The sequence below is a fragment of the Kitasatospora sp. NPDC038210 genome (genome assembly GCF_055600605.1).
Window position 1 is genome coordinate 298,304 of record NZ_JBVJYK010000003.1, and the last position, 25,656, is coordinate 323,959.

22 protein-coding genes and 1 tRNA gene are annotated in these 25,656 nt (G+C 71.4%); 16 read left to right on the top strand and 7 right to left on the bottom strand.

Annotated features, from left to right (window positions below; genetic code table 11):
• Positions 1 to 8 precede the first annotated feature (8 nt).
• Positions 9 to 1,397 carry a M20/M25/M40 family metallo-hydrolase gene (locus ACZ7KX_RS07800; protein ID WP_470325772.1) on the bottom strand — a complete coding sequence of 463 codons (1,389 nt, stop codon included), beginning with the start codon at positions 1,395 to 1,397 and terminating at the stop codon, positions 9 to 11.
• 698 nt (positions 1,398 to 2,095) lie between these two features.
• Between ACZ7KX_RS07800 and ACZ7KX_RS07805 the strand changes: the two genes are divergently transcribed.
• Together ACZ7KX_RS07805 and ACZ7KX_RS07810 are read left to right on the top strand one after the other, a co-directional pair.
• A complete protein-coding gene (locus tag ACZ7KX_RS07805; protein WP_470325773.1) occupies positions 2,096 to 2,584 on the top strand; it encodes a hypothetical protein in 489 nt (162 codons plus the stop codon).
• A gap of 106 nt (positions 2,585 to 2,690) precedes the next feature.
• The gene (locus tag ACZ7KX_RS07810) at positions 2,691 to 3,371 is read left to right on the top strand and encodes a hypothetical protein (RefSeq protein WP_470325774.1); all 681 of its coding nucleotides are present in this window, start codon (positions 2,691 to 2,693) and stop codon (positions 3,369 to 3,371) included.
• 123 nt (positions 3,372 to 3,494) lie between these two features.
• On the opposite strand, the gene ACZ7KX_RS07815 is transcribed toward ACZ7KX_RS07810, so the two are convergent.
• On the bottom strand, positions 3,495 to 3,983 hold the full coding sequence (locus ACZ7KX_RS07815) for a YajQ family cyclic di-GMP-binding protein (protein ID WP_350521529.1): 489 nt from the start codon (positions 3,981 to 3,983) through the stop codon (positions 3,495 to 3,497).
• 217 nt (positions 3,984 to 4,200) lie between these two features.
• Between ACZ7KX_RS07815 and ACZ7KX_RS07820 the strand changes: the two genes are divergently transcribed.
• Together ACZ7KX_RS07820 and ACZ7KX_RS07825 are read left to right on the top strand one after the other, a co-directional pair.
• Positions 4,201 to 4,281 (top strand) — tRNA-Tyr (locus ACZ7KX_RS07820).
• Between the two features lie 462 nt (positions 4,282 to 4,743).
• Positions 4,744 to 5,226, top strand: a complete 483-nt coding sequence (locus ACZ7KX_RS07825) for a hypothetical protein (protein ID WP_470325775.1) — start codon at positions 4,744 to 4,746, stop codon at positions 5,224 to 5,226.
• 20 nt (positions 5,227 to 5,246) lie between these two features.
• Here ACZ7KX_RS07825 and ACZ7KX_RS07830 read toward each other — a convergent pair whose 3' ends face one another.
• From ACZ7KX_RS07830 to ACZ7KX_RS07845, 4 genes are all read right to left on the bottom strand, one after another.
• A complete protein-coding gene (locus ACZ7KX_RS07830; RefSeq protein ID WP_470325776.1) occupies positions 5,247 to 6,647 on the bottom strand; it encodes a tyrosine-type recombinase/integrase in 1,401 nt (466 codons plus the stop codon).
• Positions 6,647 to 6,832 carry a helix-turn-helix transcriptional regulator gene (locus tag ACZ7KX_RS07835; RefSeq protein WP_148644327.1) on the bottom strand — a complete coding sequence of 62 codons (186 nt, stop codon included), beginning with the start codon at positions 6,830 to 6,832 and terminating at the stop codon, positions 6,647 to 6,649. The genes ACZ7KX_RS07830 and ACZ7KX_RS07835 overlap by 1 nt, the downstream gene beginning before the upstream one ends.
• Before the next feature lie 240 nt (positions 6,833 to 7,072).
• Positions 7,073 to 9,049 carry a YfjI family protein gene (locus tag ACZ7KX_RS07840; protein ID WP_470325777.1) on the bottom strand — a complete coding sequence of 659 codons (1,977 nt, stop codon included), beginning with the start codon at positions 9,047 to 9,049 and terminating at the stop codon, positions 7,073 to 7,075.
• The gene (locus ACZ7KX_RS07845; RefSeq protein ID WP_470325778.1) at positions 9,046 to 9,333 is read right to left on the bottom strand and encodes a hypothetical protein; all 288 of its coding nucleotides are present in this window, start codon (positions 9,331 to 9,333) and stop codon (positions 9,046 to 9,048) included. The genes ACZ7KX_RS07840 and ACZ7KX_RS07845 overlap by 4 nt, the downstream gene beginning before the upstream one ends.
• Before the next feature lie 599 nt (positions 9,334 to 9,932).
• Here ACZ7KX_RS07845 and ACZ7KX_RS07850 point away from each other — a divergent pair.
• The 12 genes from ACZ7KX_RS07850 (at position 9,933) to ACZ7KX_RS07905 (ending at position 23,927) form a co-directional block, all read left to right on the top strand.
• Complete coding sequence (locus ACZ7KX_RS07850) at positions 9,933 to 10,349, top strand: hypothetical protein (RefSeq protein ID WP_470325779.1); 417 nt, start codon at positions 9,933 to 9,935, stop codon at positions 10,347 to 10,349.
• Positions 10,346 to 11,035, top strand: coding sequence for an HAD family hydrolase (locus ACZ7KX_RS07855; protein ID WP_470325780.1), 690 nt, complete (start codon positions 10,346 to 10,348; stop codon positions 11,033 to 11,035). The genes ACZ7KX_RS07850 and ACZ7KX_RS07855 overlap by 4 nt, the downstream gene beginning before the upstream one ends.
• 209 nt (positions 11,036 to 11,244) lie before the next feature.
• Positions 11,245 to 11,520 carry a colicin E3/pyocin S6 family cytotoxin gene (locus tag ACZ7KX_RS07860; RefSeq protein WP_470325781.1) on the top strand — a complete coding sequence of 92 codons (276 nt, stop codon included), beginning with the start codon at positions 11,245 to 11,247 and terminating at the stop codon, positions 11,518 to 11,520.
• The gene (locus ACZ7KX_RS07865; RefSeq protein WP_470325782.1) at positions 11,513 to 11,836 is read left to right on the top strand and encodes a hypothetical protein; all 324 of its coding nucleotides are present in this window, start codon (positions 11,513 to 11,515) and stop codon (positions 11,834 to 11,836) included. The genes ACZ7KX_RS07860 and ACZ7KX_RS07865 overlap by 8 nt, the downstream gene beginning before the upstream one ends.
• Complete coding sequence (locus ACZ7KX_RS07870) at positions 11,809 to 12,822, top strand: ImmA/IrrE family metallo-endopeptidase (protein ID WP_470325783.1); 1,014 nt, start codon at positions 11,809 to 11,811, stop codon at positions 12,820 to 12,822. Before ACZ7KX_RS07865 ends, ACZ7KX_RS07870 begins: the two co-directional genes overlap by 28 nt.
• A gap of 938 nt (positions 12,823 to 13,760) precedes the next feature.
• Positions 13,761 to 15,590, top strand: a complete 1,830-nt coding sequence (locus ACZ7KX_RS07875; RefSeq protein ID WP_470325784.1) for an APC family permease — start codon at positions 13,761 to 13,763, stop codon at positions 15,588 to 15,590.
• Positions 15,591 to 15,987: 397 nt separating this feature from the next.
• A complete protein-coding gene (gene kdpF, locus ACZ7KX_RS07880; RefSeq protein WP_350519858.1) occupies positions 15,988 to 16,077 on the top strand; it encodes a K(+)-transporting ATPase subunit F in 90 nt (29 codons plus the stop codon).
• Position 16,078: 1 nt separating this feature from the next.
• A complete protein-coding gene (gene kdpA, locus ACZ7KX_RS07885) occupies positions 16,079 to 17,743 on the top strand; it encodes a potassium-transporting ATPase subunit KdpA (protein WP_470325785.1) in 1,665 nt (554 codons plus the stop codon).
• A complete protein-coding gene (gene kdpB, locus ACZ7KX_RS07890) occupies positions 17,743 to 19,857 on the top strand; it encodes a potassium-transporting ATPase subunit KdpB (protein WP_470325786.1) in 2,115 nt (704 codons plus the stop codon). Before kdpA ends, kdpB begins: the two co-directional genes overlap by 1 nt.
• Before the next feature lie 23 nt (positions 19,858 to 19,880).
• Entirely contained in the window at positions 19,881 to 20,516 is a 636-nt protein-coding gene (gene kdpC / locus ACZ7KX_RS07895; protein ID WP_470325787.1) for a potassium-transporting ATPase subunit KdpC, read from the top strand.
• Between the two features lie 125 nt (positions 20,517 to 20,641).
• The gene (locus ACZ7KX_RS07900) at positions 20,642 to 23,260 is read left to right on the top strand and encodes an ATP-binding protein (RefSeq protein WP_470325788.1); all 2,619 of its coding nucleotides are present in this window, start codon (positions 20,642 to 20,644) and stop codon (positions 23,258 to 23,260) included.
• Entirely contained in the window at positions 23,253 to 23,927 is a 675-nt protein-coding gene (locus ACZ7KX_RS07905; protein ID WP_350519863.1) for a response regulator, read from the top strand. Before ACZ7KX_RS07900 ends, ACZ7KX_RS07905 begins: the two co-directional genes overlap by 8 nt.
• 334 nt (positions 23,928 to 24,261) lie before the next feature.
• Here ACZ7KX_RS07905 and ACZ7KX_RS07910 read toward each other — a convergent pair whose 3' ends face one another.
• Positions 24,262 to 25,530 carry an amidohydrolase family protein gene (locus ACZ7KX_RS07910; protein WP_470325789.1) on the bottom strand — a complete coding sequence of 423 codons (1,269 nt, stop codon included), beginning with the start codon at positions 25,528 to 25,530 and terminating at the stop codon, positions 24,262 to 24,264.
• Positions 25,531 to 25,656: the final 126 nt, after the last annotated feature.

Consider the following 25,656-nt stretch of genomic DNA (forward strand, 5'->3'; position numbering starts at 1 on the left):
GAATTCCCTCAGCGCCTCCCGGAGTCGGCGAAGTGCCGGAGGAACAGCGCCCCGACGTGGGCCATGTGCGCGATCTCGCCCGGGTCGACGCTCTCGTTCGGCGCGTGGATCAGGCAGCGCGGCTCCTCGACGCCCATCAGGATGATCTCCGCGTCGGGGTAGGTGGTGGCGAGGACGTTGCAGAGCGGGATCGAGCCGCCCTGGCCCAGGAAGGAGACCGGTGCGCCGTAGACCTCCCGCATCGCCCGGTCGAGCGCGGCGTACGCGGGCCCGCCGGTGGCGGCCCGGAACGGCGAGCCGGCGCCCTCCCGTTCGACGTCCACCAGCACGCCCCACGGCGCGGCGGCCTCCAGGTGCGCGACCAGCGCGTCCTGGGCGGCGCGGGCCCCGGTGCCGGGCGGCACCCGCAGGCTCACCCGGGCCCGGGCGATGGCCGGGACGGCGGCGGCCGAGCCGACCACGGGCGGGCAGTCGATGCCGAGCACGGTGACGGACGGGCGGGCCCAGAGCCGGTCGGCGACCGTGCCGGAGCCGGTCAGCCGGACGCCGCCCAGGACACCGGCGTCGGTGCGGAAGGCGCTCTCGTCGTAGCCGACGCCGCTCCACGTCCCGCCGTGGTCCAGCCCGTCGATCCGGGTGCCGCCGTCGGCGTCGCGCAGCGAGTCGAGCATCCGGATCAGCGCGGCGAGGGCGTCCGGGGCGGGGCCGCCGAACATGCCGGAGTGCAGGTCGCCCGCGAGCGCCCGTACGGTGACCACCACGTCGGTGACCCCGCGCAGCGAGGTGGTGGCGGTCGGGACGCCGACGGCCGCGTTGCCGGTGTCGCAGATCAGCAGGGCGTCCGCGTGCAACTCCCCGGCGTGCGGCGGCAGGTACCGCTCCAGACCGCCGGTGCCCTGCTCCTCGGAGCCCTCGACCACCAGCTTGAGGCCGACCGGCACGTCCCCGTCGAGCGCGCGCAGCGCGGTGAGCTGCATGACGATGTTGCCCTTGCAGTCGGCGGCGCCGCGCCCGTACCAGCGGCCGTCGCGCTCGGTCAGCTCGAACGGCGGTGAGTCCCAGGCGGCTTCGTCCAGCGGGGGCTGGACGTCGTAGTGGCTGTAGAGCAGCACGGTCGGAGCGCCGGGCGGTGGCGGGCGGTGGCCGATCACGGCGTGACTGCCGTCCGGGGTCTCCTCCAGGTGGACGTCGCGCAGGCCGGCCTCGGTGAAGGCGGCGGCGACCCACTCGGCGGCCTGGCGGCACTTCTCCGGCGGGTACTGCCGGGGGTCGGCGACCGACGGGATGGCCACCAGCTCGGCCAGGTCTTCCCGCGCGCGGGGCATCAACCCGGCGATCCGGCGCGCGAGTTCGTCGCTGTCGTCGCTGCTCGGGCCGGTGTGCGCGGTGTCGCTCATGCGGAGGCTCCCTGGGGTCGGGCTGCGGGCGGTGTCGCCTGTCGGGTCCGGTGCCCGCACCGGGTCGCCGCGGGGCCGCGCGGTCCGTACGCCCGCTGCGCCGCCGGTCCGGTGACCGGTGCCGTGCCCGTGCCCGGGTGCACGAGCGGGCCGGGCACCGGCGGGCCGCCGCCCACGATCCCCGCGGTCGTCGAACCCGAACGGCGGGACGGGGCGGAGGAGGGCGCGGGCCAGGCCGAGGACCGCCGCGGCGGGGGCGGAGCGCGGACCGGCCACCGAAGCGGTCGCCGCGAGCGCGAGCAGCACCCAGGACGTCGCGTCCGTGGAACTCATCCGATCCTCCTCCGGTACGGCCCCGGTCGGCTGCGCTCGACTGCGGGTGGAAGCGGCCGCCCACGCCGGGGCCGCGGCAGACGGCGGCGGGCGTCGGTCGTCGGCGACCGGTCACGGTCGGCGTCGGCCGATGGCGCGGGAGCCGGGGGAAGGGCCCCGCGGCGGGCCGTACCCGGCCAGTCCATCCGGATGCCGGGGCCGCCGCATGCGGCACGCGCCCGAGTGGGTGACCGGCCGCGGGCGGCGGCACGTTCGGTGCCGCGGCCCGGTGCTTGACGGTGCTCAGTCTGCTCTACGGTCTCCGACCGGGCACGGAATCATAAATTCCGGGCCGACTGTCGGTGCGGTGGGACACCATGACCGGCATGTCCTACGAACTCCAGGCGCTGATAGGAACATTGGAGCTGCTCAGGGTGGCAGCGGCGGAGGTTCCGGCAGCCCGGGTGGTGGCGTTGGCGCAGGGGATGGCGCTGATACCGGTCACCTCCGGGGTCCTCGCCGCGCTCCAGGGCGACGGCAGCGTGCTGAAGCCCGTCGGCGGATCCGGATTCGGCTGGCACTCCGACGGCTTCGAACTCCGGCTGGCCGCCTGGTCGAAGGCCGGCCCGATCGCCTGCGTCGAGGCCGAGTACTACGGCGGCAGCGGCACGCAGCGCGCCGTGGTCTGGGAGAACGGCCGGATCGTCCTCGGCCCGCTCACCATCGGCGAGTTCGAGCCCGCACCGGCCGACACACCGATCTCCCAAGCCCTTCGGCGGCTGGGCGCGCGCACCGAGGAGGGCCGGGCGGACGAGTTCGACTCGGTCGGCCTGGGGGCGTACCGCAGTACCGGAGGCTGGGCCGGGAACGACTGAGCCGTCACGCACCGTTCGGCGTAGGCGCGGTGGCCGCCCCCGGAGGACTGCCCGACCGTGTGATCAGGCGATCTCGCCTGATCCACAGCGAGAGGAAGCAGTACCCATGCGTGCCACCCGGATGGCCGTCGTGCTGACCGCAGCGTTCGCGCTGACCACTGTCGCCACGTCGTCCGCCACCGCCACCGCCGCCGGCAACGGAGCCGCGGCCACCCGTGCCACCGTTCCCGGCGCGGCCGTGCCCGCCGTGCCCGGTCTGTCCGCCGTGCCCGGTCTGTCCGCCGTGCCCGGCCTGTTCGGCCTGTCCGCGCTGTCCGTCGCCCCCGTGACGGTGCCGGCCCTGCCGAGCACCCTCCCGGCCTCCGAACCGGCAGCCCCGGCCACGTCGGCCCTCCCCGCCGAGTCCGCCCTCCCCGACACGTCCGCCCTCCCCGACACGTCGGGCCTCCCCGCGACACCGGACCCGAGCGCGGCGCTCGGGGCGGTGGACGACATCGTCAAGCTGGTCACCGACCTGCTCTCGACGGTGACCTCCGCCGTTCCCGACCTCGGAGCCCTCCAGCAGCTCATCGCTGCTCTCCAGGCTGCTCTGCAGGGCCTGATCGGGCAGCTCCCCGCCCTCCCGCAGCTCCCGGCCCTCCCGTCGCTGCCCGCCCCGGCGCCGTCCAGGCTCTCCGACACCGCCACCCCGCCCTCCGCGGCCACCGTGCAGCAGCAGCTCGACGCCCTCCGGGCCCGGGCCCAGGCACTGACCGCGGCGGCCCGCACCCACCCCGCCGCCGGCTGACCCCGGCGACGCGAACGGCCCCGCTCCCGAAGCCGGGAGCGGGGCCGTACCGTTCGTCCCGCCGGCCGGAGGCCGACGGCGGACCACGACCGGGCGTGGTCCGTGGTCAGGCGTGGTCCGCGATCAGCGGTAGTTCACGTACTGGATCGCGAAGTCCAGGTCCTTGCCCTTGAGCAGGGCCTGCACGGCCTGGAGGTCGTCGCGGCTCTTCGAGCTGACGCGCAGCTCGTCGCCCTGGACCTGAGCCTTGACGCCCTTCGGGCCCTCGTCACGGATGATCTTCGCGACCTTCTTCGCGTCCTCCGTGGTGATGCCCTCCTTGACGTTGGCGAAGATCTTGTACTCCTTGCCGGAGAGCTGCGGCTCGGCGGCGTCCAGAGCCTTCAGCGACAGGCCGCGCTTGACGAACTTCGTCTGCAGCACGTCGAGGATGGCGCGCACACGCTCCTCGCCGTTGGCCTTCATCTCGATCTTTTCGCCGGAGCGGCTGATCTCGCCGCCCACGCCCTTGAAGTCGAAGCGCGTCGCGATCTCACGGGAGGTCTGGTTGATCGCGTTGTCGACCTCCTGCCACTCGACCTTCGAGACGATGTCGAAACTGGAGTCGGCCATGGGTGTTGGTCTCCTTGATGCTCTGGCTTCACTGACACGGCCCGCCCCACCGGACGCCCGCCGCCCCAGCCTATCCAGCGCTGCCCCGCCCTCGCCCGCGACGACCGCCCGGTGTTCCTTGATCGTCGGGTGATCCACCGAGTGGCGAAGCACCCCCCGGCATCAGGTATGGTTTACCAAGTCGAACGGGGCGAACACCCCGGGCGGCGAAGATCCTGGCTGGTTGCCCGAGCGGCCAAAGGGAGCAGACTGTAAATCTGTCGCGCAAGCTACGCAGGTTCGAACCCTGCACCAGCCACAGGATAGAAAACAGGCCCTGATCTGCGGAAACGCAGGTCAGGGCCTGTTTCGTTGTGTTCGAACGCCGGTCACGCCGGATGGTCGTTTTGCGTGGTTTGTCTCACATCGTTTCGCCCGGATCCCAGTCCTGACCAGCGGTTCCGGACCAGGGGCGGACCAGACTCAGGGGTGACTGGGGTGCGGTTCGCCGAGTTGGACCATCGGTCGGTCGCGTGTCGGCCTGGCGGACCAGACGGAGCTGCTGGCATTTCGGCGATCACGCCCGGCCTGGCCAATGGCAGTGGGATGATCTACGGCCGGAACCAGCGAACGAGCTGGCAACAAGGCGAGGAACAGGCGCTTGGCCACCCTGGGCGTGGCCGCTGGCACTGCGCTACTTGCGGGGTGCGGCCCGTCCGGAACCGCCAGCACCGGTGGGGACGCGAATTCCCAGCCAGCCGATGGTGCTCAGAGTGCTGCTGTGCGCTATCAGCAGGCGGTGAATGCCCGGGACTGGGCCACCATGTGCCAGCTGAGGACGGTCGCCTACCAGGGCGGCAGCCTCCAGCGCTGCACCGCCGACAACGTGGAGAGCACCCCGGAGACGACCAGCTCAAGCAAGCCGAGCGCAACCCCTTCCTTGCCGGCGGGCATCTACGCGGACGGTTCAACCGTCCCTCCGATGGCCACCCCAAGCCCAGCCGACACCCGACGCGCGACGATCAGTCCAGTAACCGTCGAGCGAACCGAACAGGTTCCTGCGCTCAGTCAGCACCCGGCCGGCACCGGCGTGATGGTGATCTTCCAGGTCACCCAGCCAGGCGGCACCAGCAGCACTGATCGGCGCGCGATCCGACTCGTCCAGGACGGCGCTGGCTGGAAGGTCGACCAGGACGGCGCCGTCCACGATTCCGACATGACCCTGAGCGACCCGCTACGAGCGGCGTTGGCTGTTGCCCCCTGACTGCACGGGTCAGGTGCGGCTCAGGGGTCCTCGGTTGTCGGCGTCGACGTCGTCCGTCGCTGAAGCCGTTCGGTGATGAGCTGGTTGGCGTGGTCCTCGTCACCGTGGATGCACTTCGCGTAGACCCGGAGAAGGACGGCGATGCTGTGTCCCGCCCGCCGGGCGCACTCGGCCACGGGGACGCCGGAAGCCAGCCAGAGGGAGATCCCGGCGTGCCGGGCGTCGTACGGGCGCTTGGCGAGCGGGGTGGCCTGCTCCTCCTCGCTGAGCACCGCGGCCCGTGCTGCAGCCCAGACGACCCCGTACCCGCTCTCCTGCACCATGCCGTTCCGGAAGGTCCGGAACAGCCGGCCGTCCGGCGCCGTGCCGTACAGCTCGATGTGCTCCCGCAGCAGCTTCACCAGCTCGGGCGGGATGGGAACCGGCCTGGTGGCCGACTCCGCCCGGTGCTTCAAGCCGCGGGGGTCGTGCGACGCCCCACTGTCGGTCCAGGAGGACCCGACGCGGGGGCTGTTCCCGTTGAGGTTGAGCTTTCCCCAGCCCTCTGCCGGCAGGACGCACCGGTCCTTGCGGAGGTGGACGACCTCGCCCGGTCGCATGCCCGCGTAGTACATGCACCCGAAGAACGCCACCAGCCGCGGACCGCGTCGCCCCTGCCGGCCGACGGCCTCCAGCATCGCGGCGGCCTGCTCCGGGCTCATGACGTACTCGGGATCGACCTCCTCCTCGGTACGGGGCGGTTGCCACTGCACCGACGGCAGTGGGTTGGCGGCCAGGAGTCCGTCCTCGACCGCGCGGCCCAGGACGTGGTTCAAGATCCGGCGCTTCCGGAGGATGGTCGACGCGGCGGCCTTGGTGCCGTCCAGCTTCACCGAGAGGGCGGCGAGCAGGCGCCGGACCATCTTCGGGTCCGCCAGCTCGGACACCTCGACGGAGTTCCGCGCCACCCAGGTCAAGGCCTTGGCGACGTCGGCCGGCGGCTCATCGGTCCACCGGTTCACGTTGAAGGCCCAGCCGTACAGCGCGCGCCGGACGAGCAGCTTGTCCGGCATCCCGGTCTTGCTCTTGACCAGCTCGAACGTGACGCTGGCCAGGGCGTCCGCCCACGTCGTCCGAGTCTTGGCGGGGGCGCCGTCCCACCGGGCTTCGACGTAGTTCCGGCCGTGCTGGTACCAGGTGACGGAGTTCTGCTCCTGCTGGCGCTTGCGAAGCTCGGCGAGCGGGAGGCCCGTCTCGGTGTCGAAGGGCTGGTGGGAGGCCGCCGCGATCAGCAGCTCAGCCTTCCGGCCGTCCGCCTGGGTCTTCGTGAGGTAGGACTCGGAGAACTCCAGGCCGTTCACGGTCCACCGCACCTGCCACGGCTTGCGGCGGTCGGGCCGGTGGCGGTGCTCCCAGAACGTGACCTTGTAGGAGGTGGGCATCAGGCGGCCACCTCGCAGGAGTCGAGCCACGCGTCCAGGTCGGCCCGGTCGATCCGGACCTGACCGTTGGGGAGCTTGATGAGGCGCGGGCCCTTGCCCCGGGCGCGCATCCGGTAGAAGGCGGCACGGGACATGCCGAGTTCGGCGAGGACGACGGGGAGCTTGAGCAGTTCGCGCTTGGGCATGGCGAATCTCCTGCGGTGGGTGCGGAGGGTTACGAGCCCTCTCGCGGTTGACGGCGGAGGGCGGAAGGCGTCAGGCGTGTCAGGGGAACTCGCTGACCTGCCGATACGGCCCCTGGCCGGACGTCAGGCGTTGTCAGGGCTGTCAGGGGTAGCCGGTTCTCCTGACGGCCCTGACATGCCCTGACTGCTCGTCTGGCGGTGTTTCTCCAGGCCAGGGGGTTGTCCTGACGTTCCTGACGGTTACGTGATCAGGCTCGTGTCCGCGGGGGTGCTCAGGAGCGGGTGGACACGGTAGGTGACGGCTTGAGGCCGGCCTCGCTGGCCGCCGGCGGGCGGCTGGTCGGTGCGGAGCCAGCCGTGCTGTTCGAGGAGCGCGAGCGCGGGTTCGACGTCGGGGACCTTCTTGAACCGCCGGGACGACGCGACGGCGTCGTGGGCCTTGATGTGGGTGCGGTGGGTGCCGTCCTTCTTCGGCCGCTGGAGCCACTGGAGGAGGGCGTGGGCGTCCTCGGTGGCGGGGGCGGCGGAGATGAGGTCGAAGACGGCGAGGGTGTGGGCGGTGTAGTACTCGGCGATCTCGGCGGCGCGGTCGACGGTGGCGGCCTCGACGGGCGCCCGCCAGTCGCCGGCGATGTGGTCGGCGAGGTGGAGGAGGACCGCAATCCGGGCGATGTGGCCGACGAGCTTCCCGGCCCAGTCCTTGATGTGGGCGAGCGGCTCGTCCGGGCGGAGCTGGACCTCGAACTTCTCCTGCAGCTTCTCGACGGCGAGGTCGGCGGCCTCGGTCATCGTCACGGTGACTGGCTCGTCCAGGGCCGTCAGGGTGCGCAGGAGGGCGGACAGCCGGACGTCGTAGGTGGTGGCGACGGCGTCCGGAACAGGGGTCGTACGGATCTTGCGGTAGCCGAGGTTGGAGGGCGGGAGGGAGTACAGGAAGCGGGCGAGCAAACCGCGGTCCCGGGCGCCAGGAGCGGCGCCGAGCTCTTGGAGGACGGCGGGCTGCGGGGTCACACCGATGGTGAGCGCGGGCTTGTCGACGGTGGGCTGCTCGCGGGTGATCCGGTCGGCCTGGAGCCGCTCGCCCTTGTGCGCCTGGAGGAAGACCCCGAGGTTGGGTTTGCTGCTGTAGCGGCCCACGATGCTGTCGAAGAGGTCGCCCTCGGGCGAGAGCGCGGCCAGGCAGCGGTGGACGCCGAGCTGGTGGGTGACGGTCTCGGGGGTGATGTCCCCAGAGAGGGTCAACCGCGGGCTCGGCGGGACGACGATCTCGTCGGCCAGCATCCGTGCGGCGGAGATCTCGGCCACCAGGTGCGCGCGGTCGAGGTCGGGGTTCTTGCGGGCCTTGGCCATGAGTGCCTCGACCTCGGCCAGTGCGGCGTCCTTGGCGGTCTCGGCCTCGATGATCCGGGCCCGGGCCTCGGCCCGCAGCTCGTCCTCGACCCGGTAGACGGGGCCGGTCAGGAACGCGAACACGTCGGACTTGCGGCTGGCGGGCGGCATCGCGCAGACCAGGTAGAGGTTCGACTGCTCGCGCCAGCCGGGCCGGATCTCCACGTTCACCCGGCCGCCGGCGGCGGTCGACAGCGCGGCCAGGGACATGGTGGCGGCCATGTCGGCCGGGGTCTGGGTGAACTCCGCCACCGCCTCCACGTACGCGCCCACCCAGCCCGGTAGGGCCTGCACCGGGAAGGTCGGCAGGGCGCCGTGGGAGCCGAGCGGCACCGGGTCGAGCCAGGTCTCGCCGGAGGCCAGGTCCGCGAGCGCGGTGAGGGCGGCGGTGCGGACGGCGTCCAGGTCGGCCTGGTCGTCGCCGGCCATGTGGGCGAGGCGGCTGGTGGCGGTGTTGATGTGGCGCCGCTCGGCGGCCACACGCACGACCTCGGCGTAGTAGTCGCCGTTGGCGGCGGTGGGGGTGGCCGCGATGCAGGTGTGCAGGTAGCCGGGGCCGCCGACGCGGACCAGGTCGCCCTGGGCGCGCAGGACACCGGCCAGCAGCACCGGGTCGACCGGCCGCTCGCCGTCGGCCATGCGGACGATGGCGCGCCAGATCGTCTCGTGCGCGGGGTGGTAGAACGCGCCCGGGTCACCGAGCTGGGTGGCCAGGGCCGGGATCTGGGCGGGGTCGAGCAGTGCGGCGCCGATGACGGCCTGCTCGGCGGCCTTCACCTCGGCGGGTTCGGGCCGGAACGGGATCACGTTCGGGGCGTACTCGCTCACCGCTCATCCTCCGTGGGGACCTGGTGGCGGTCCAGCCAGGCGAACGCGGGGGTGCTCTGGGCGCGGTTGTAGACCTCGATGGCCGCGTCGGGGACGCTGCCGGGGCGGACCCGGGGGCAGACGAGGCTGGCGTAGAGGCGAATGCCGTGGTGCACGCAGGCCTTGGCGGCGTCTCCGCGCCGGTCGAGGACGGTCACGGCGTCGCGCGGGCCCTCGCAGGGGCTGGCGTCGTCGAGGTGGGCAGCCTCGCAGCGGGGCTGCGGTGAAGTGCTGTTTCCGGGCATGCTGGAGTCCTCTGGTCTCTGAGAGGGGATCGGATCGGCCCCGCAGCAACCGCCCGTTACCCGGCAAGGTCGACGGTTGCTGCGGGGCTTCGTGCTGTGTCGGTCAGTTGTCCTCGGGGCCGCAGAGGCAGCTCTCGGGGGCGGGGGAGGTTTTGGCTCAGTCCTCGGTCGAGGTGAGCCCGTGGCGGCGCTCCCACTCGCGCCAGCAGCTGCGGACGAGGCCTCCTCGGGGCCGCCGGCACCCACGTCGCGCTCACCGCCGTGACCGCCCACCTGGCCGCCGAACACCCCCTCTGGAAGCGGTCCGGGAGGGCCGTCCGAGGCCTCCTCCAGGAGGCCGGTGTGGAGGTCCGTGGAGGGGTGCGCGTGGAGGGCGTCAGGGCCACCGCGCGGCGGGCGTCGGCGGGGGTCGGGGAGGTCGCCGCCGAGGTCTCGTCGCGGGCCTTGGCGGAGGCCTGATCGGGGGCCTCGACTTCGCCGGCTTCTCCAGCGAGACGCTGCACAACGCGCTTCAGGAGCCGCTCGACAAGGTCCGCTCCGGCCGGCTGGCGCCGGAGTCCATCACGGTCCGCCTGCTGCTGCCGGACACCACGGCGCCGATGGCCGTGCCGGTCCTGGTCGACGGCCTCCAGGACGAGGCCGCCCTCCGGCAGCGCGCCCGCAACATCGCCCTGACGAACGCCGGCGGGATCGCGCACTCGGTGGAGATGCTGGCTGAGTTGGGCCTGGTCCAGAAGGCGAGCGTCCAGGTCAAGGTGCACCGGGCGTCGAGCCTGTTCAAGCTGTACATCCTGAACCGGTCCGAGGCCTTCTTCGGCTTCTACCCGCTCCGCGAGCGCACCGTGTCGATCGACGACACCGCCCACACCTTCTACGACGTGACCGGCAAGGACACCACCCTGTTCCACCACGCCGCCGGCCCGGACGACGCCTCGCTCGGATCGCAGTACGTCCAGCAGGCCCAGATGTGGTTCGACAGCGTGTGGAGCACGATCGCCTACGAGCGGCAGCCATGACCGCCACCCCTCAGCAACTCGCCGACGTGCTGCGGCCGGTGAAGCACGTGCTCCTCGACTTCGACGGCCCGGTCTGCTCGGTCTTCGCCGGCCTCCCCGCTCCGGAGGTCGCGCGCCGACTCCGCGAGGGCCTGCTCGCCACCGGCGAGCAGGCCCCGGCCGGGGCGGAGGACGAGAGCGACCCGCTCGCCCTGCTCCGGCTGATCTCGGACGCCCGGCCCGACCTCACGGAGGCCACGGACGCCGCACTGGCCGCGCTGGAGACCACAGCTGTTCGGGTAGCCCGCCCGACCCCGGGCGGAGAATCGGTTCTGCGCGCTGCTGTCCGCTCCGGCCGACTGGTCTCCGTGGTCAGCAACAACGCGAGCGTGGCCATCGAGACCTACCTGACCGAGCACGGCCTCAGCGACTACGTGGCCGGCGTCTTCGGACGCGCCCCGGGCGACCCCTCGTCCATGAAGCCGAGCCCGCGCCTCCTGCTCGAAGCCATGGAGGCCGCGGGCACCGGGCCGGAGCGCTGCATCTTCATTGGCGATGCAGCCCGCGACGTCGAGGCCGGGGAGGCCGCCGACACACCGACGATTGGCTACGCCAACAAGCCGGGGAAGGCCGCCAAGCTGGCTGCCGCTGGCGCCGTGGTGATCGTGGACTCGATGGAGCTCATCGCCGACGGCCTGACTCGATGAACAGGTCCTGACCAGCCTGTTTGCTGTCGCCGACTGTCAAGGATGGGTTGCTCCTGGCCGGCCCGGCACGGCCCAGGGTCGGCGGGACCCATCGCCCAGGACTCATGTAGCCCGGCTCTGGATCGCACTGCAGGCAATCCGGCTGTGCTCTAGGCCCCTGGTGCTCGCGGCATGAGATTGCTGGTCGAGATTGCCCTTGCATCCGGCAAATGCCATGCAGGCAACGTGCACCGCGGCTAGCATCACTTGCTGTGCCCTGGGTAAACTTGCCAGAAGACTGCTTTTTGCATGGTCTCACCTCACGCTACATACACCCGTCCAAGCGTTGGTACTCCCAAGCCGGCGATCGCATCTACACATGGGACGGGGAGCATGGTGGCGAGGTAGAGGTCTTCGACAAGCGGGGCCGTCACCTTGGTGTAGCCCATCCGATCACAGGCGAGACGATCAAGCCCGCAGTAAGGGGAAGGAGGATCGATGTCTAAGGCTACGTTCGTTGAGGATGCACTTGCAGGCGTTGCAGGCGTTGACGAAATTGACTCTTATGTCGACGCTTGGCATGACGCTGATGCCAGCGATCTAGAGCTGCATGAATTTCTTGGCATGACGTGGGACGAGTATCGCCTCTGGGTCGAGAAGCCGAATACCTTGCGCTTCATCTTGTCGGCGCATCGGAACGGTCACACCGTCAGCGAGGAACTCATCAAGAGTCAGAGCGAACTTGCTCTTGCCGCACGTGCTGGGTCCGCCGACGAAGCTGAAAGCGTCCTTACTTGGCTCCGGAAAACTGGCCGTCTCTAAAAGCTGCCCAAAACCGGGCCAAGATTCTTGTTGACAAGTTTGGCCTTACCCCGCCGGTTGACATTAAGTCCCTTCTGTGTGGGCGGGCTCAGGTAGATTACGCTGACTGGTCTCACGATTGTGACGCTGTCACGGTTCTCGGTGAGGCTCCGCCGCGCGTCTTCGTCAGGAGTGACCTACCCCCGCTGCGCGAGCGATTTACGCTCGCCCACGAGTTGGCACACATTGAGCTCGCGTGGCACGTAGGTACGGTCAACTGCCACATCGACGCTGCCTCCATGGATGGTGAGTACTCGCTGGCCGCAGTCGCAGGGACGCAGGAGCGAGAGGCGAACGAGTTCGCTTCCCGGCTCCTCGCGCCCGATGAATGGCTATCCCCCCTGGTCAGGGGGCTGACATCCTTCGACCGGCCAGTCATGCAGACGGTGCTCGACACCCTCGCCACTGCCGAAATTTCGGCGCACGCCGGCCTAATCGCATTGTCTCGGCACCTCCTTCCGGGGCACGCGTTTTTTGTTGATCGGAGTTGCGCTATCAGCCGCGGCACTCCCTGGCCGGGAAGATTTCCCCTGAGTGGGTCGGAGGTCGAGCAATACCTAGAGCGGTCAGTAACTGTTGAGGAGTTTCCTCACCAGGGGCGCACGATTTACTGGGCCATAACCCCAGAGGCGGCGGGGCCTAAGCTCTTCGAGCAGAGGCATCCGGTCGACCCACGGTCGCCGTTCCAGGTTCTGGTCGCTTGCTGCGCCAGGGTGTTTGGCGAAGAATCTGCCAGGACTAAGGCGATGTCCATTAATGGCGTAGTGGGTGGAATGACGAACAACTCCGATCTAAATTGGCACGAAGAGGCCATTGTCGCCGTGGTCCGGAGTCGAATCGGGGAAAAAGAGAATCTGCGGGAAGTTCTCAATGATCACGAATTCCCGATCTATCTGAGCAAGCATGCGCAATCGATCGTTCAAAAGCGGTCAGAGGTATCCAAGTAAGTCAAGATAGACGGATCCATTAAGGTCGAGAGTGGCCCCATGGAGATTCTGGCTTCCACCCCATCTGCTGTGGACTCACGTACTGTGGAGCGGGCCCGGTCCTATGACCAGCTCCGCCTGGGTCGATGGCAGGTGAGACGGGGTTGCCCCACCGCCACACCCCATCGGCCGTTACTCGCTCGCGGAGTCCCCGCTCCTCCTGGCGTATGCTGCGCCCCCGCCGGAGGCATGTCGGCGAGGCATCGGGGACTCAGGTCATGCCTTGGGTCCATCCCACTCGGAGGGGCGGGCCGCAGCCAGGTGCTTGATGAAGGAGCGACGCTCGTATCAGCCCGTCCTATCCGGCCTGCATGCACCTGCCAGCAGGAGTCGTCGCGATCATGATCCGGACCGGTGGCGGACCAGATCTGACCTGTAATCAAGAGTTGCCTGGTCAGAACGCCCCTGGTCAGCGGCCTGTAAATCTGTCGCGCAAGCTACGCAGGTTCGAACCCTGCACCAGCCACAGGATAGAGAACAGCCCCTGATCTGCGGAAACGCAGATCAGGGGCTGTTTTGTCGTGCCCGAACGCCGGTCACGCCGGATGACTGTTCCGAGCGGTTTGCCTCACCTCGTCTTGCCCGAATTCCGGCCCGCACAAGAGGGTGCAGGCGGGTGCACTTATTGCACACTGCTTGCAATTACGATGATGAGGCAGCAGAGTGGGATGCCGGGGGTGGGAGTCCTTCGACCGAGCTGATCGTCTTCCCAACCGGCGCCCGCCGGGACAACGGCTCACCCCACCCCCCGCCAACAGCCCCTCCGGGCAGGACGACGGGCACGTCAAGGGCCCGTCAAAGCCGCTCGTGGCCGCGTCAGGGACGCGTAGGGGCCGGGGGAGGGCCGGGAACGCGGACCGCAGGATCGGAGCAACTACCGATCGCGGAGGTTCCGTCCGATGTCCAGCGCCACCACGACCCCGGCCGTCAGGGCCGATGAGCCGCCCGATACCGGCGCGGGCGACGAGCGGCACCGGCTCAGCGCGCTCGGCGGACTGGCGGCGCTCTCACTGGACGCGATGGCCTCGGTCGCGTACGGGCCGGAGTCGATCGTCCTGGTGCTGGCCGCTGCCGGCGGGTACGGGCTGGGCTTCACGCTGCCGGTCACCGCCGCGATCGCGGTGCTGCTGGCGGTGCTGGTGGCGTCCTACCGGCAGGTGATCGCGGCGTTCCCGGACGGCGGCGGCTCCTACGCCGTCGCCAAGGCGCACCTGGGCCGCCGGACGGCGCTGACCGCGGCCGCCTCGCTGGTGATCGACTACGTCCTGAACGTCGCCGTCTCGGTCACCGCCGGCGTGGCCGCGCTGACCTCGGCCGTGCCGGGCCTGTACGACCGGCGGGTCTGGCTGTGCCTGGGCGTGCTCGCGCTGGTCACCGCGGTGAACCTGCGCGGGATCGCCGAGTCGGCGCGCTGGTTCATGGCGCCGACGGCCGTGTTCGTCCTCGCCGTCATGGCGATCATCGTGGTCGGCCTGTTCCGGGACGCCCCGGTCAGCACCGCGGCCGCGGCCGGGCACGCCTCGGTGCTCGCCGAGAACGCCACCGCCGTCGGCGCGCTGCTGCTGCTCAAGGCCTTCGCGGCCGGCTGCTCCGCACTGACCGGCGTGGAGGCGGTGGCCAACGCCGTCCCCTCGTTCCGCACCCCGCGGGTCAGGCGCGCCCAGCACACCGAGGTCGCGCTCGGCGCCCTGCTCGGCGTGATGCTGATCGGGCTGGCCGTGCTGATCGGCCGCTTCCACCTCCAGCCCGTCGAGGGCGTCACCGTCCTCGCCCAGCTCGCCGACGCCTCGCTCGGCCACGGCATCGGCTTCTACGTCGTCCAGTTCGCCACCGTGGTCCTGCTCGGCCTGGCCGCCAACACCTCCTTCGGCGGCCTGCCGGTGCTGCTCGACCTGCTCGCCCGGGACAACCACCTCCCGCACGTGTTCGCGCTGCGCGCCGACCGTCAGGTGTACCGCTACGGTGTGCTGTTCCTGGCCGCGGTCTCGGCGGCGCTGCTGATCGGTTCGGGCGGGGACGTCAACAGCCTGGTGCCGCTGTTCTCGATCGGCGTGTTCGTCGGCTTCACCGTCTGCCAGGTCGGGATGGTCCGGCACTGGCTGCTGCACCGCCCGGCCGGCTGGCGGTGGAAGACCGCGCTGAACGGCTCCGGCGCGCTGCTCACCGGCGTCGCGGCGTTGGTCGTCACCGGCACCAAGTTCACCGAGGGCGCCTGGGGCATCGTGCTCGCCCTTCCCCTGCTGGTGGCGCTGTTCGAGGCGGTCCACCGCAGCTACGCGCGGATCGGCGAACGCCTGGAGCTGGGCCGCGTCCCCGGCCCGGTGACCAGACAGCGCAGCCTGGTCGTCGTCCCGGTCACCGCGATCACCCGGCTCACCCGGGACGGCCTGTCCGCCGCGCTCTCGCTCGGCGACGAGGTCATGGCGGTCACCGTGGTCCTCGAACCGGCCGCGGCCGAGGCACTGCGCCGCGACTGGGAGCTGTGGCAGCCGGGGGTACCGCTGGTGGAGATCCCGGACGACCACCGCCGGCTGGGGAGGCCGATCGCCGACTTCGTCAACGAGCTCGGGGCGGAGCACGCCTACGACCGGCTGACCGTGCTGATCCCCGAGGTGGAGCCCGCCCGCTGGTGGCAGCGGACGCTGCAGAACCGGCGCGGCGCCGTGATCGACCGCGCCCTGCGCCGGCACACCGACGCCGTGGTCTGCCGACTGCGGATGCGGATGTGACCAGCGGCGGAACCCGCGGAAGGCCCCGGACGGCACCCTGCCGTCCGGGGCCTTCCGCCGTTGCATCACCCCTGCGCGTCAAGGTCGCGTCAACGCGGCGCCATCACCCGTATGGAGGGCGTCAGGGCCCGATAACGCGCCCGTGACGGCTGGTTTGCTGCATCTGCCGGCCGTCCGCCGGCGCCGCGCGAGCCCCTCGGCTCCGGTCGCGGCATCTCCCGAACCACGCTGGTGGAGCCCATGTCCGATCTCATCTACGTCGGTGTCACGGTCGCCGTGTTCGCCGTCATCGCCCTGATCGCGCGGGGGGTGGAGAAGCTGTGAGTGAGCGCAGTGAACGAACCATCGAGGGGCGCGTGTTGCGCGAAGCGCCCGGCGAGCGCAGCGAGGTGGGCGCATGAGCGCCGAGAACGTCGCTGGTCTGATCGTGGCCGTCGCCCTCGTCGGCTATCTCGTCGTGGCGCTGATCTTCCCGGAGAAGTTCTGACATGGGATCCACTCTCGCGGGCTGGATGCAGGCCCTCGCCCTCGTCGGCGCGCTGGCCCTGTGCTACCGCCCGCTCGGCGACTACATCGCCAAGCTCCTCACCACCTCCAAGCACCTCAGAGTCGAGCGCGGCATCTACAAGGTGATCGGCGTCGACGGTGACGCCGATCAGCGCTGGCCGGTGTACCTGCGCTCGGTGCTGGCCTTCTCGGCCGTCTCCGTGCTCTTCCTCTACGGCCTGATCCGCCTGCAGGGCTACCTGCTGCTGAACCTGGGCGTTCCGCAGATGGCGGGCCACCAGGCCTGGAACACCGCGATCTCGTTCGTCGCCAACACCAACTGGCAGTCGTACGCGGGCGAGCAGGCGATGGGCCACCTGGCGCAGATGGCCGGTCTGGCGGTGCAGAACTTCGTCTCCGCGGCCGTCGGCATCGCCGTCGTCGCCGCGCTGATCCGGGGCTTCACCCGCAACAGGACCGACCGGGTCGGCAACTTCTGGGTGGACCTCGTCCGGATCAACCTGCGGCTGCTGCTGCCGATCTCGATCGTGTTCGCCCTCGTCCTGGCCGCCACCGGCGTGATCCAGAACTTCCACGGCTTCCACGAGGTGACCAACCTCGCGGGTGACGTCCAGAAGATCCCGGGCGGCCCGGTGGCCTCCCAGGAGGTCATCAAGCTGCTCGGCACCAACGGCGGCGGCTTCTTCAACGCCAACTCGGCGCACCCCTTCGAGAACCCGAACGGCTTCTCCAACCTGGTCGAGGTCTTCCTGCTGCTGGTGATCCCGTTCGCCCTGCCCCGGACCTTCGGCCGGATGGTCGGCGACAACCGTCAGGGCTACGCGATCGTCGCCGTGATGGGCCTGTTCTGGATCGCCTCGACCGCGCTGATCACCCTCGCCGAGGCCCAGCACTCCGGCAGTGCGCTGCAGGCGGCCGGCGGGGCGATGGAGGGCAAGGAACAGCGCTTCGGCATTGCGGCTTCCGGTCTCTTCGCCGCTTCGACCACGCTGACCTCGACCGGTGCGGTGAACTCCTTCCACGACTCGTTCACGCCGCTCGGCGGCGGGCTGACGGTCTTCAACATGATGCTGGGCGAGATCGCGCCCGGCGGCACCGGCTCCGGCCTGTACGGCATGCTCGTGCTGGCGATCGTCGCGGTGTTCGTCGCCGGTCTGATGGTCGGCCGCACCCCCGAGTACCTGGGCAAGAAGCTCGGCGGCCGGGAGATGAAGTTCGCCTCCCTCTACATCCTCACCACGCCGACCATCGTGCTGGTGGGCACCGGTGTGGCGATGGCCCTGCCGGGCGAGCGGGCCGGGATGCTCAACTCGGGCGCCCACGGCTTCTCGGAGGTGCTGTACGCGTTCACCTCCGCCGCCAACAACAACGGCTCGGCCTTCGGCGGCATCACCGTCAACACCGACTGGTACGACACCGCGCTCGGCCTGGCGATGATCTTCGGCCGTCTGCTGCCGATCGTCTTCGTCCTGGCGCTGGCCGGCTCGCTCGCCCAGCAGCAGCCCGTCCCGGCCACTCCGGGCACCCTGCCCACCCACAAGCCGCTGTTCGTGGGCCTGCTGTCGGGCGTGATCCTGATCGTCGTCGGCCTCACCTACTTCCCGGCCCTGGCCCTCGGGCCGCTCGCGGAAGGTCTCACCTCCTGATGTCCACCCCAACGCTCAACCCCGCTCCGGCCGACACGGCCGAGCCCGCCGCGCCGCACAGAGTGTCGAGCGGCCTCCTCGACCCGAAGCTGATCGTCGCGTCCCTGCCGGACGCGGTGAAGAAGCTCGACCCCCGGGTGATGGTCAAGAACCCGGTGATGTTCGTGGTCGAGGTGGGATCGGTGGTCACCACGATCTCCGCGATAGCCGACCCGTCCGTGTTCGCCTGGGCCATCACCGTGTGGCTCTGGCTCACCACGATCTTCGCCAACCTGGCCGAGGCCGTCGCCGAGGGCCGCGGCAAGGCCCAGGCCGACACCCTGCGCAAGACCAAGACCGAGAGCGTCGCCCGCCGGCTGACGAACTGGCCGGCCACGCAGGACGAGGAGGAGGTCCCGGGCACCGCCCTGCGCCTCGGCGACCACGTGGTGGTCGAGGCCGGACAGGTCATCCCGGGTGACGGTGACGTCGTCGAGGGTGTCGCGTCGGTGGACGAGTCGGCGATCACCGGGGAGTCCGCGCCGGTCATCCGCGAGTCCGGCGGCGACCGCTCCGCGGTGACCGGCGGCACCAAGGTGCTGTCCGACCGCATCGTGGTGAAGATCGCCTCGGAGCCCGGCAAGTCCTTCATCGACCGGATGATCGCCCTGGTCGAGGGCGCCGCCCGGCAGAAGACGCCGAACGAGATCGCGCTCAACATCCTGCTGGCCTCGCTGACCATCGTCTTCCTGGTCGCCGTGGTGACCCTGCAGCCGATGGCCACCTACGCGGGCGCCCCGCAGTCGATGATCGTGCTGGTCGCCCTGATCGTGGCGCTCATCCCGACCACCATCGGCGCGCTGCTCTCCGCGATCGGCATCGCCGGCATGGACCGTCTGGTGCAGCGCAACGTGCTGGCGATGTCCGGCCGCGCCGTCGAGGCCGCCGGCGACGTCAACACCCTGCTGCTCGACAAGACCGGCACCATCACCCTGGGCAACCGCCAGGCCGCCGAGTTCCTGCCCGCCCCGGGCGTGTCCACCGGCGAACTGGCCGGCGCCGCGCAGTTGTCCTCGCTGGCGGACGAGACCCCGGAGGGCCGCTCGATCGTGGTCCTCGCCAAGACCGAGTACGGTCTGCGGGCCCGCGCCCAGGGCGAGTTGACGCACGCCACCTGGGTGCCGTTCACCGCCCAGACCCGCATGTCGGGCGTGGACCTCGACGAGACCGACGGAGTCCACCAGGTCCGCAAGGGCGCGGCCGGCGCGGTCACCAACTGGGTCGTCGAGAACGGCGGTTCGGTCGGCGACGAGGTCTCCGCCCTGGTCGACGGCATCTCAGCCGCCGGCGGCACCCCGCTCGTGGTCGCGACCAGGATCGGTGACGAGCCCGCCCGCGTCCTGGGTGTCATCCACCTCAAGGACGTGGTCAAGGAGGGCATGCGGGAGCGCTTCGACGAGCTCCGCCGGATGGGCATCAAGACCATCATGATCACGGGCGACAACCCGCTGACCGCCAAGGCGATCGCGGAGGAGGCCGGCGTGGACGACTTCCTCGCCGAGGCCACGCCCGAGGACAAGATGGCCCTGATCAAGAAGGAGCAGGAGGGCGGCAAGCTGGTCGCGATGACCGGCGACGGCACCAACGACGCCCCCGCGCTCGCCCAGGCCGACGTCGGCGTCGCGATGAACACCGGGACCATGGCGGCCAAGGAGGCCGGCAACATGGTCGACCTCGACTCCAACCCGACCAAGCTGATCGAGATCGTGGAGATCGGCAAGCAGCTGCTGATCACCCGCGGCGCGCTGACCACCTTCTCGATCGCCAACGACGTGGCCAAGTACTTCGCGATCATCCCCGCGATGTTCGCCGGGGTCTACCCGGGCCTGAGCCACCTCAACATCATGGGCCTGCACAGCCCCCAGTCCGCGATCACCTCGGCGATCATCTTCAACGCCCTGGTCATCATCGGCCTGATCCCGCTCGCCCTGCGCGGCGTGAAGTACCGCCCGTCCGACGCCAGTTCCCTGCTGCGCCGCAACATCGGGATCTACGGCTTCGGCGGTCTGGTGGTGCCGTTCGTCGGCATCAAGCTGATCGACCTGATCGTCCAGTTCATCCCCGGCCTGAACTGACGCAGGGAAAGGAGAGAAACACCATGTCCAAGCCCCTGCCGACCGCCGTCCGCACCCACTTCACCGCGCTGCGCGTGCTGTTGGTGCTCACGGTGATCCTCGGAGTCGCCTACCCGCTGCTCGTCACCGGGATCTCCCAGGTCGCCTTCGGCGACAAGGCCAACGGCTCGATCGTGAAGGCCGACGGCAAGGAGATCGGGTCCAGCCTGATCGGCCAGAACTTCAACCTGCCGAAGAAGAACCCGGACGACCCGAAGGAGGAGGCCCAGCCGGACCCGAAGTGGTTCCAGCCCCGCCCCTCCGCCGCCGGGACCGGCTACGACGGATCCTCGTCGGGTGCCTCCAACCAGGGCCCGAACAGCGACGACCTGCTGAAGGCCGTCAACGACCGCCGCGCCGCCGTCGCCGCGTTCGACGGCGTCGACCCGGCGCGCGTCCCGGCCGACGCGCTGACCGCCTCCGGTTCCGGCCTCGACCCGGACATCTCGGCGGCCTACGCCAAGGAGCAGGTCGACCGGGTCGCCAAGGAGCGCGGCCTGCCCGTCGAGAAGGTGGCCGCGCTGGTCGACGCGCACACCGAGAGCCGTTCGCTCGGCTTCCTCGGCAACGAGGTGGTCAACGTCGTGCTGCTCAACCGGGCGCTCAGCGAGCAGAAGTGACACCGCCCCACACGAGCGGGTGACCGGGCCGGCCCGGGCACGGGAGGACGCCTCCCGCGCCCGGGCCGGCCGACCCGTGTCCGCAGACGTCCGCCACCTCCGATCCGATGGAAAGAGCAGTGCCCATGGCCCGCGACCTCACCCCCGGCTCCGGCGTCCGCCGCGGCCGGCTGAGGGTGTACCTCGGCTCCGCGCCGGGGGTCGGCAAGACCTACCGGATGCTGGACGAGGCCCGGCGCAGACGGGACCGCGGGTCCGACGTCGTGGTCGGGTACATCGAGTGCCACGGCAGACGCCACACCGAGGGCATGCTCGCGGGCCTGGAGGTCCTGCCGAGGGTCCACCGCTCCTACCGGGACGCCGAGTTCGAGGAGATGGACCTCGACGCCGCGCTCGCCCGCCGCCCGTCCGTCGTCCTGGTCGACGAGCTGGCGCACACCAACATCCCCGGCGGCCGGCACGCCAAGCGCTGGCAGGACGTCGAGGAACTGCTCGCCGCCGGGATCGACGTCATCACCACGGTGAACATCCAGCACCTGGAATCGCTGAACGACGTCGTCCGGAAGATCACCGGCATCCCGCAGCGCGAGACCGTCCCGGACGAGGTGGTCCGCCGGGCCGACCAGATCGAGCTCGTCGACATGGCCCCGCAGGCCCTGCGCCGCCGGATGGCCCACGGCAACGTCTACAAGGCGGAGAAGGTGGACGCCGCACTCTCGAACTACTTCCGGGTCGGCAACCTCACCGCCCTGCGCGAACTCGCCCTGCTGTGGGTCGCCGGGCGGGTGGACGAGGGACTGCGCGACTACCGGGCCAGCCACAACATCGACCGGGTCTGGGAGACCCGCGAACGCGTCGTGGTCGCCCTCACCGGCGGCCCCGAGGGCGAGACCCTGATCCGCCGCGCCGCCCGGATCGCCGACCGGACGGCCGGCGGCGACCTGCTGGCCGTCCACGTCACCCGCAGCGACGGCCTGGCCGGCGCCTCCTCCGGCGCGCTCGCCCAGCAGCGACAGCTGGTCGAGGACCTCGGCGGCAGCTACCACGTGGTCGTCGGCGACGACATCCCCACCGCGCTGCTCGCCTTCGCCCGCGCCCACGACGCCACCCAGCTGGTCCTCGGCACCAGCCGCCGCGGCCGGATCAACCGCTTCCTCACCGGCCCCGGCATCGGCGAGACCACCGTGGACGCCTCCGAGGACATCGACGTCCACATGGTCACCCACGAGTTCACCGGCCGCGGCCGGCTGCCCTCGCTCGGCCGCCGCCACTCCAGGCGCCGCACCGTCGTCGGCTACGCGGCCGGCTTCGTCCTGCCCTGGCTGCTCACCGCCCTGCTCTCCCAGGCGCACCACCGGATCAACCTCACCACCGACGCGCTGATCTTCCAGCTCGGCGTGGTCATCGTGGCCCTGCTCGGCGGCGCCGTGTCCGCCCTGGTGGCCGCGCTCTTCGCCTCGGTGCTGCTGAACTACTACTTCATCCCGCCGATCCACAGCCTGACCATCGGCGAGACCAACAACATCGTGGCCCTGGTGGTCTTCGCCGCCATCGCGCTCACCGTCTCCACCGTCGTCGACCACGCCGGCCGGCTCACCGCCCGGGCCGCCCGGGCCACCGCCGAGGCCGAGACCCTCTCCACCCTGGCGGGCAGCGTGCTGCGCGGTGCCGACGCGCTGCCCGCCCTGCTGGAGAAGTCCCGGACGGCCTTCGGCATGCGGGCCGTCGCCCTGCTCTCCCGGGCCGACGGCGAGGTGCTCGCGCACTGCACGGACGAGCACCCGGACGACGGCGACGGCCCGCACGAGACCACCGAGGTCCCGGTCGGCCCGGACGCCGTCCTGGTCCTCACCGGCCGCCGGCTGCCCGCGGCCGACCAGCGGGTGCTCACCGCCTTCGCCGCGCACGTCGCCGCCGCCCTGGAACGGGACCGGCTCGCCGTCGTCGCCGCCGAGGTGGAACCGATCAAGGCCGCCGACCGGATGCGCACCGCCCTGCTCGCCGCCGTCAGCCACGACCTGCGCACCCCGCTCGCCGCCGCCCGCGCCTCGGTCGGCTCGCTGCGCAGCCCCGACGTCGAGTTCTCGCCCGAGGACCAGGCCGAACTGCTCGCCACCGCCGACGAGTCGCTGGTCAAGCTCACCCGTCTGGTCGACAACCTGCTCGACATGAGCCGCCTCCAGGCCGGCGCGCTCACCCTCCACCTCACCGAGACCCACCTCGACGAGGTCCTGCCCCGGGCGCTCGACAGCCTCACCGACCCGTACGCGCCGATCCAGCCGCTCGACCTCGACACCGCCCCGGCGGTGCTCGCCGACCCGCCCCTGCTGGAACGCGTGCTCGCCAACGTGATCACCAACGCGCTGCGCCACAACGCCCCCGGCGCGCCCGTCCTGGTCACCGCCAGCCACCACGCCGACCAGGTCGAGGTCCGGGTGATCGACCGCGGCCCCGGCATCGCCCCCGAGGACCGCGACCGGGTCTTCCTGCCCTTCCAGCGCCTCGGCGACACCGACAACACCACCGGCGTCGGCCTCGGCCTCGCCCTCTCCCGCGGCCTCGCCGAGGCCATGGGCGGCAGCCTGGAGGTCGAGGACACCCCCGGCGGCGGCACCACCATGCTGCTCACCCTGCCCGCCGCCACGGCGCACCCCGCCCCCGAGCCCGTCGCAGCTGAGCCCATCACCCCCGAGCCCATCACCCCCGAGCCCGTCGGCCCCGAGGAGGAGGCGCCGCATGAGTGAGATCCTGATCGTCGACGACGAACCGGCCCTGCTGCGCACCTTGAGGATCAACCTCAGCGCCCGGCAGTACGCCGTCCGCACCGCGGCCAGCGGCGGCGAGGCGCTCGACCGCGCCGCGCACTCGCTCCCGGACGCCGTCCTGCTCGACCTCGGCCTGCCCGACCTCGACGGGATGGACGTGCTGCGCGGCCTGCGCACCCACAGCGCGATGCCGATCATCGTGCTCTCCGGCCGGAGCGACGCCGCGGACAAGGTCGGCGCCCTCGACGCGGGCGCCGACGACTACCTGACCAAGCCGTTCCTGATGGACGAACTGCTGGCCCGGTTACGCGCGGTGCTGCGCCGGCCGCTGGGCGGCGTCCAGCCGGTCCGGCCGGTGATCGGCGACCACACCGTGGACCTCGCGGCCACCACGGTGAACGGGCCCGACGGCACGGTGCGGCTCACCCCGACCGAGTGGCGGATCCTCGCCCTGCTGCTCGCCAACCCCGGCCGGCTGGTGCCCGGCCGGCAGATCCTGCGCGAGGTGTGGGGCCCGGCGCAGGAGGGGCGCGGCAACTACCTGCGGGTCTACCTCGCCGGGCTGCGCCGCAAGCTGGAGCGGGACCCGGCCCGGCCGCGGCACCTGATCACCGAGCCGGGCATCGGGTACCGGTACGTGCCGTAGCGCGGGTGGGCGAGGGGGAGAGGGAGGGGGAGGGAAGAGCAGGCCCGGTCGTCAAGGGGGCATCAAGAGTCCGCCGCGTGCCGACAGGAGGGCGTCAAGGCGGGCCGGCGGTGGTGCTCCGTGGGCGTAGCGTCGGTACCGAACCGAGCGGGCCCAGCTCCGTGTGGGGAAGCCCGGGGCCGCTCACACCGCCGTCGAACGACGGCCGGCAGGTGGGGGAGGGGCGCGCGACAACCCGTCGCGCGCCCCTTGGTGTTCGCGCAGGAACCCGTACGTCGGAACCCGTACGTCGGCCCCGCAGCCCGGACCCCGCAGCCCGGACCCCGGCCGTCGCTCAGCCCTCGGCGCTCCCGGACTGCCGGGGCAGCGCCAGCGCCACGGTGTCCGCGAACTCCCGTACCGCGCTGGTCCGGCTGACCACCCGGCCGCTGTGCACCACCAGCCGGCTGTGCCCGCCGGAGAGCGCCCCGGCCAGGCTGTCCCCGCGCACCGCCAGCAGCTCCGCGGGGAACCCGGCGTCCACCCGGACCGGTGCCAGCCCGAGCGCCGCCCGGGCCTGGTTCGCCACCGCGTCGTACGCCGCCTCCGGCGCCAGCTCCCCGCTCGCCGCGAGCAGATAGGCGCACGCGAGCGGATCCGCCCGGCCGACCGGGTTGGACGGGTCGCGCAGGGCCCCGCTGCCCGCCGCCAGCGGCACCCGGGCCGCCGCCAACTCCCGCAGCAGGCCCGGCCGCAGGCCGGAAGGCCGGCCCTCCAGGCCGGTGCAGCCGCCGTTCTGCGGCAGGCAGACCACCCGCACCCCGCTGGTCGCCAGCACCGTCGACGCGCCGCGCGGCAGCGCACCGCACGGCCCGAGCGTCACCCGTGGCCTCAGCGGTGCCAAGGCGCCCGCCAGCCGGGCGAGTTGGGCCGCATCGGCGGCCGTGGTGTGCAGGTCCACCGGGCAGTCGGCCTCCCGGGCGGCCTCCAGCAGCAGCTCCACGTAGCCGGCCGGGTCCGGGTCCAGCTCCGGGCAGCCGCCGGCCGCCGTGGCGCCCAGCTTGAGCGCCTCGCGCAGCTGCGCCCGGCCGTCCGCACCGGCCCGCCCGGTGAGCAGCCGGGGCATCGCGACCGCCTGCAGGTCGGCCAGCCCGCGCAGTGCCTGGCGGGCGGTGAGCACCGCCTCCAGCGGGCGCAGCCCGTGCACGTCGCCGATCCGGACGTGGGTGCGCTGGGCGGTGGCGCCGTAGCCCAGCGAGGTGAGCGCGGCCTCGGTGACCCGGCGGGTGAGGTCGGTCTGGGTGTCCGGCGGCGGGGCGGGCAGGGCGGCGGAGAAGGCCGCGTCGTAGTGGGCGTGCGCCTCGGCGGGGGCCGGGAGCAGCAGGTAGCCCTTGAGGTCGATCCGGGCGCCGGTGGTCACGGTGGGCGCGCCGGGCAGGGCGGGCAGCGGGCCGAGGCTGCCGACGGTGCCGACGGCCTGGATCCGGTCGCCGCTGATCCGGACGTCCACCACTCGCCCGTCGGCCAACCGGGCGCCGGTGAGCAGCAGGACCGGGCCGTGCCCGAGGGGGTTGGCCGCCGGGCCGGGCCCGTGGTGCGGCCCGTCGGCGGCTGCGCTGTCCATCGCCGGCTCCTTCTCGCGCCGGACCGTGCGGTCGGCCAGTCGATCCCGATCAATGAGCGTCGAGCCTATGGCGCGCGGGGGCGGGGTGCCGGGAGGCGGGCAATAGTCGTATCGGGTCGGGCCGCG

What these genes read in the sequence shown, in the direction of transcription:
- ACZ7KX_RS07910 (WP_470325789.1), bottom strand. Translation starts at nt 25,530, where the DNA reads ATGGACAGCGCAGCCGCCGACGGGCCGCACCACGGGCCCGGCCCGGCG.
- ACZ7KX_RS07830 (WP_470325776.1), bottom strand. Translation starts at nt 6,647, where the DNA reads ATGCCCACCTCCTACAAGGTCACGTTCTGGGAGCACCGCCACCGGCCC.
- ACZ7KX_RS07875 (WP_470325784.1), top strand. Translation starts at nt 13,761, where the DNA reads ATGTCCAGCGCCACCACGACCCCGGCCGTCAGGGCCGATGAGCCGCCC.
- ACZ7KX_RS07815 (WP_350521529.1), bottom strand. Translation starts at nt 3,983, where the DNA reads ATGGCCGACTCCAGTTTCGACATCGTCTCGAAGGTCGAGTGGCAGGAG.
- ACZ7KX_RS07805 (WP_470325773.1), top strand. Translation starts at nt 2,096, where the DNA reads ATGTCCTACGAACTCCAGGCGCTGATAGGAACATTGGAGCTGCTCAGG.
- kdpB (WP_470325786.1), top strand. Translation starts at nt 17,743, where the DNA reads ATGTCCACCCCAACGCTCAACCCCGCTCCGGCCGACACGGCCGAGCCC.
- kdpA (WP_470325785.1), top strand. Translation starts at nt 16,079, where the DNA reads ATGGGATCCACTCTCGCGGGCTGGATGCAGGCCCTCGCCCTCGTCGGC.
- ACZ7KX_RS07860 (WP_470325781.1), top strand. Translation starts at nt 11,245, where the DNA reads ATGCCATGCAGGCAACGTGCACCGCGGCTAGCATCACTTGCTGTGCCC.
- ACZ7KX_RS07855 (WP_470325780.1), top strand. Translation starts at nt 10,346, where the DNA reads ATGACCGCCACCCCTCAGCAACTCGCCGACGTGCTGCGGCCGGTGAAG.
- ACZ7KX_RS07810 (WP_470325774.1), top strand. Translation starts at nt 2,691, where the DNA reads ATGCGTGCCACCCGGATGGCCGTCGTGCTGACCGCAGCGTTCGCGCTG.
- ACZ7KX_RS07835 (WP_148644327.1), bottom strand. Translation starts at nt 6,832, where the DNA reads ATGCCCAAGCGCGAACTGCTCAAGCTCCCCGTCGTCCTCGCCGAACTC.
- ACZ7KX_RS07850 (WP_470325779.1), top strand. Translation starts at nt 9,933, where the DNA reads ATGGCCGTGCCGGTCCTGGTCGACGGCCTCCAGGACGAGGCCGCCCTC.
- ACZ7KX_RS07800 (WP_470325772.1), bottom strand. Translation starts at nt 1,397, where the DNA reads ATGAGCGACACCGCGCACACCGGCCCGAGCAGCGACGACAGCGACGAA.
- ACZ7KX_RS07865 (WP_470325782.1), top strand. Translation starts at nt 11,513, where the DNA reads ATGTCTAAGGCTACGTTCGTTGAGGATGCACTTGCAGGCGTTGCAGGC.
- ACZ7KX_RS07900 (WP_470325788.1), top strand. Translation starts at nt 20,642, where the DNA reads ATGGCCCGCGACCTCACCCCCGGCTCCGGCGTCCGCCGCGGCCGGCTG.
- kdpF (WP_350519858.1), top strand. Translation starts at nt 15,988, where the DNA reads ATGAGCGCCGAGAACGTCGCTGGTCTGATCGTGGCCGTCGCCCTCGTC.
- ACZ7KX_RS07845 (WP_470325778.1), bottom strand. Translation starts at nt 9,333, where the DNA reads ATGCCCGGAAACAGCACTTCACCGCAGCCCCGCTGCGAGGCTGCCCAC.
- kdpC (WP_470325787.1), top strand. Translation starts at nt 19,881, where the DNA reads ATGTCCAAGCCCCTGCCGACCGCCGTCCGCACCCACTTCACCGCGCTG.
- ACZ7KX_RS07905 (WP_350519863.1), top strand. Translation starts at nt 23,253, where the DNA reads ATGAGTGAGATCCTGATCGTCGACGACGAACCGGCCCTGCTGCGCACC.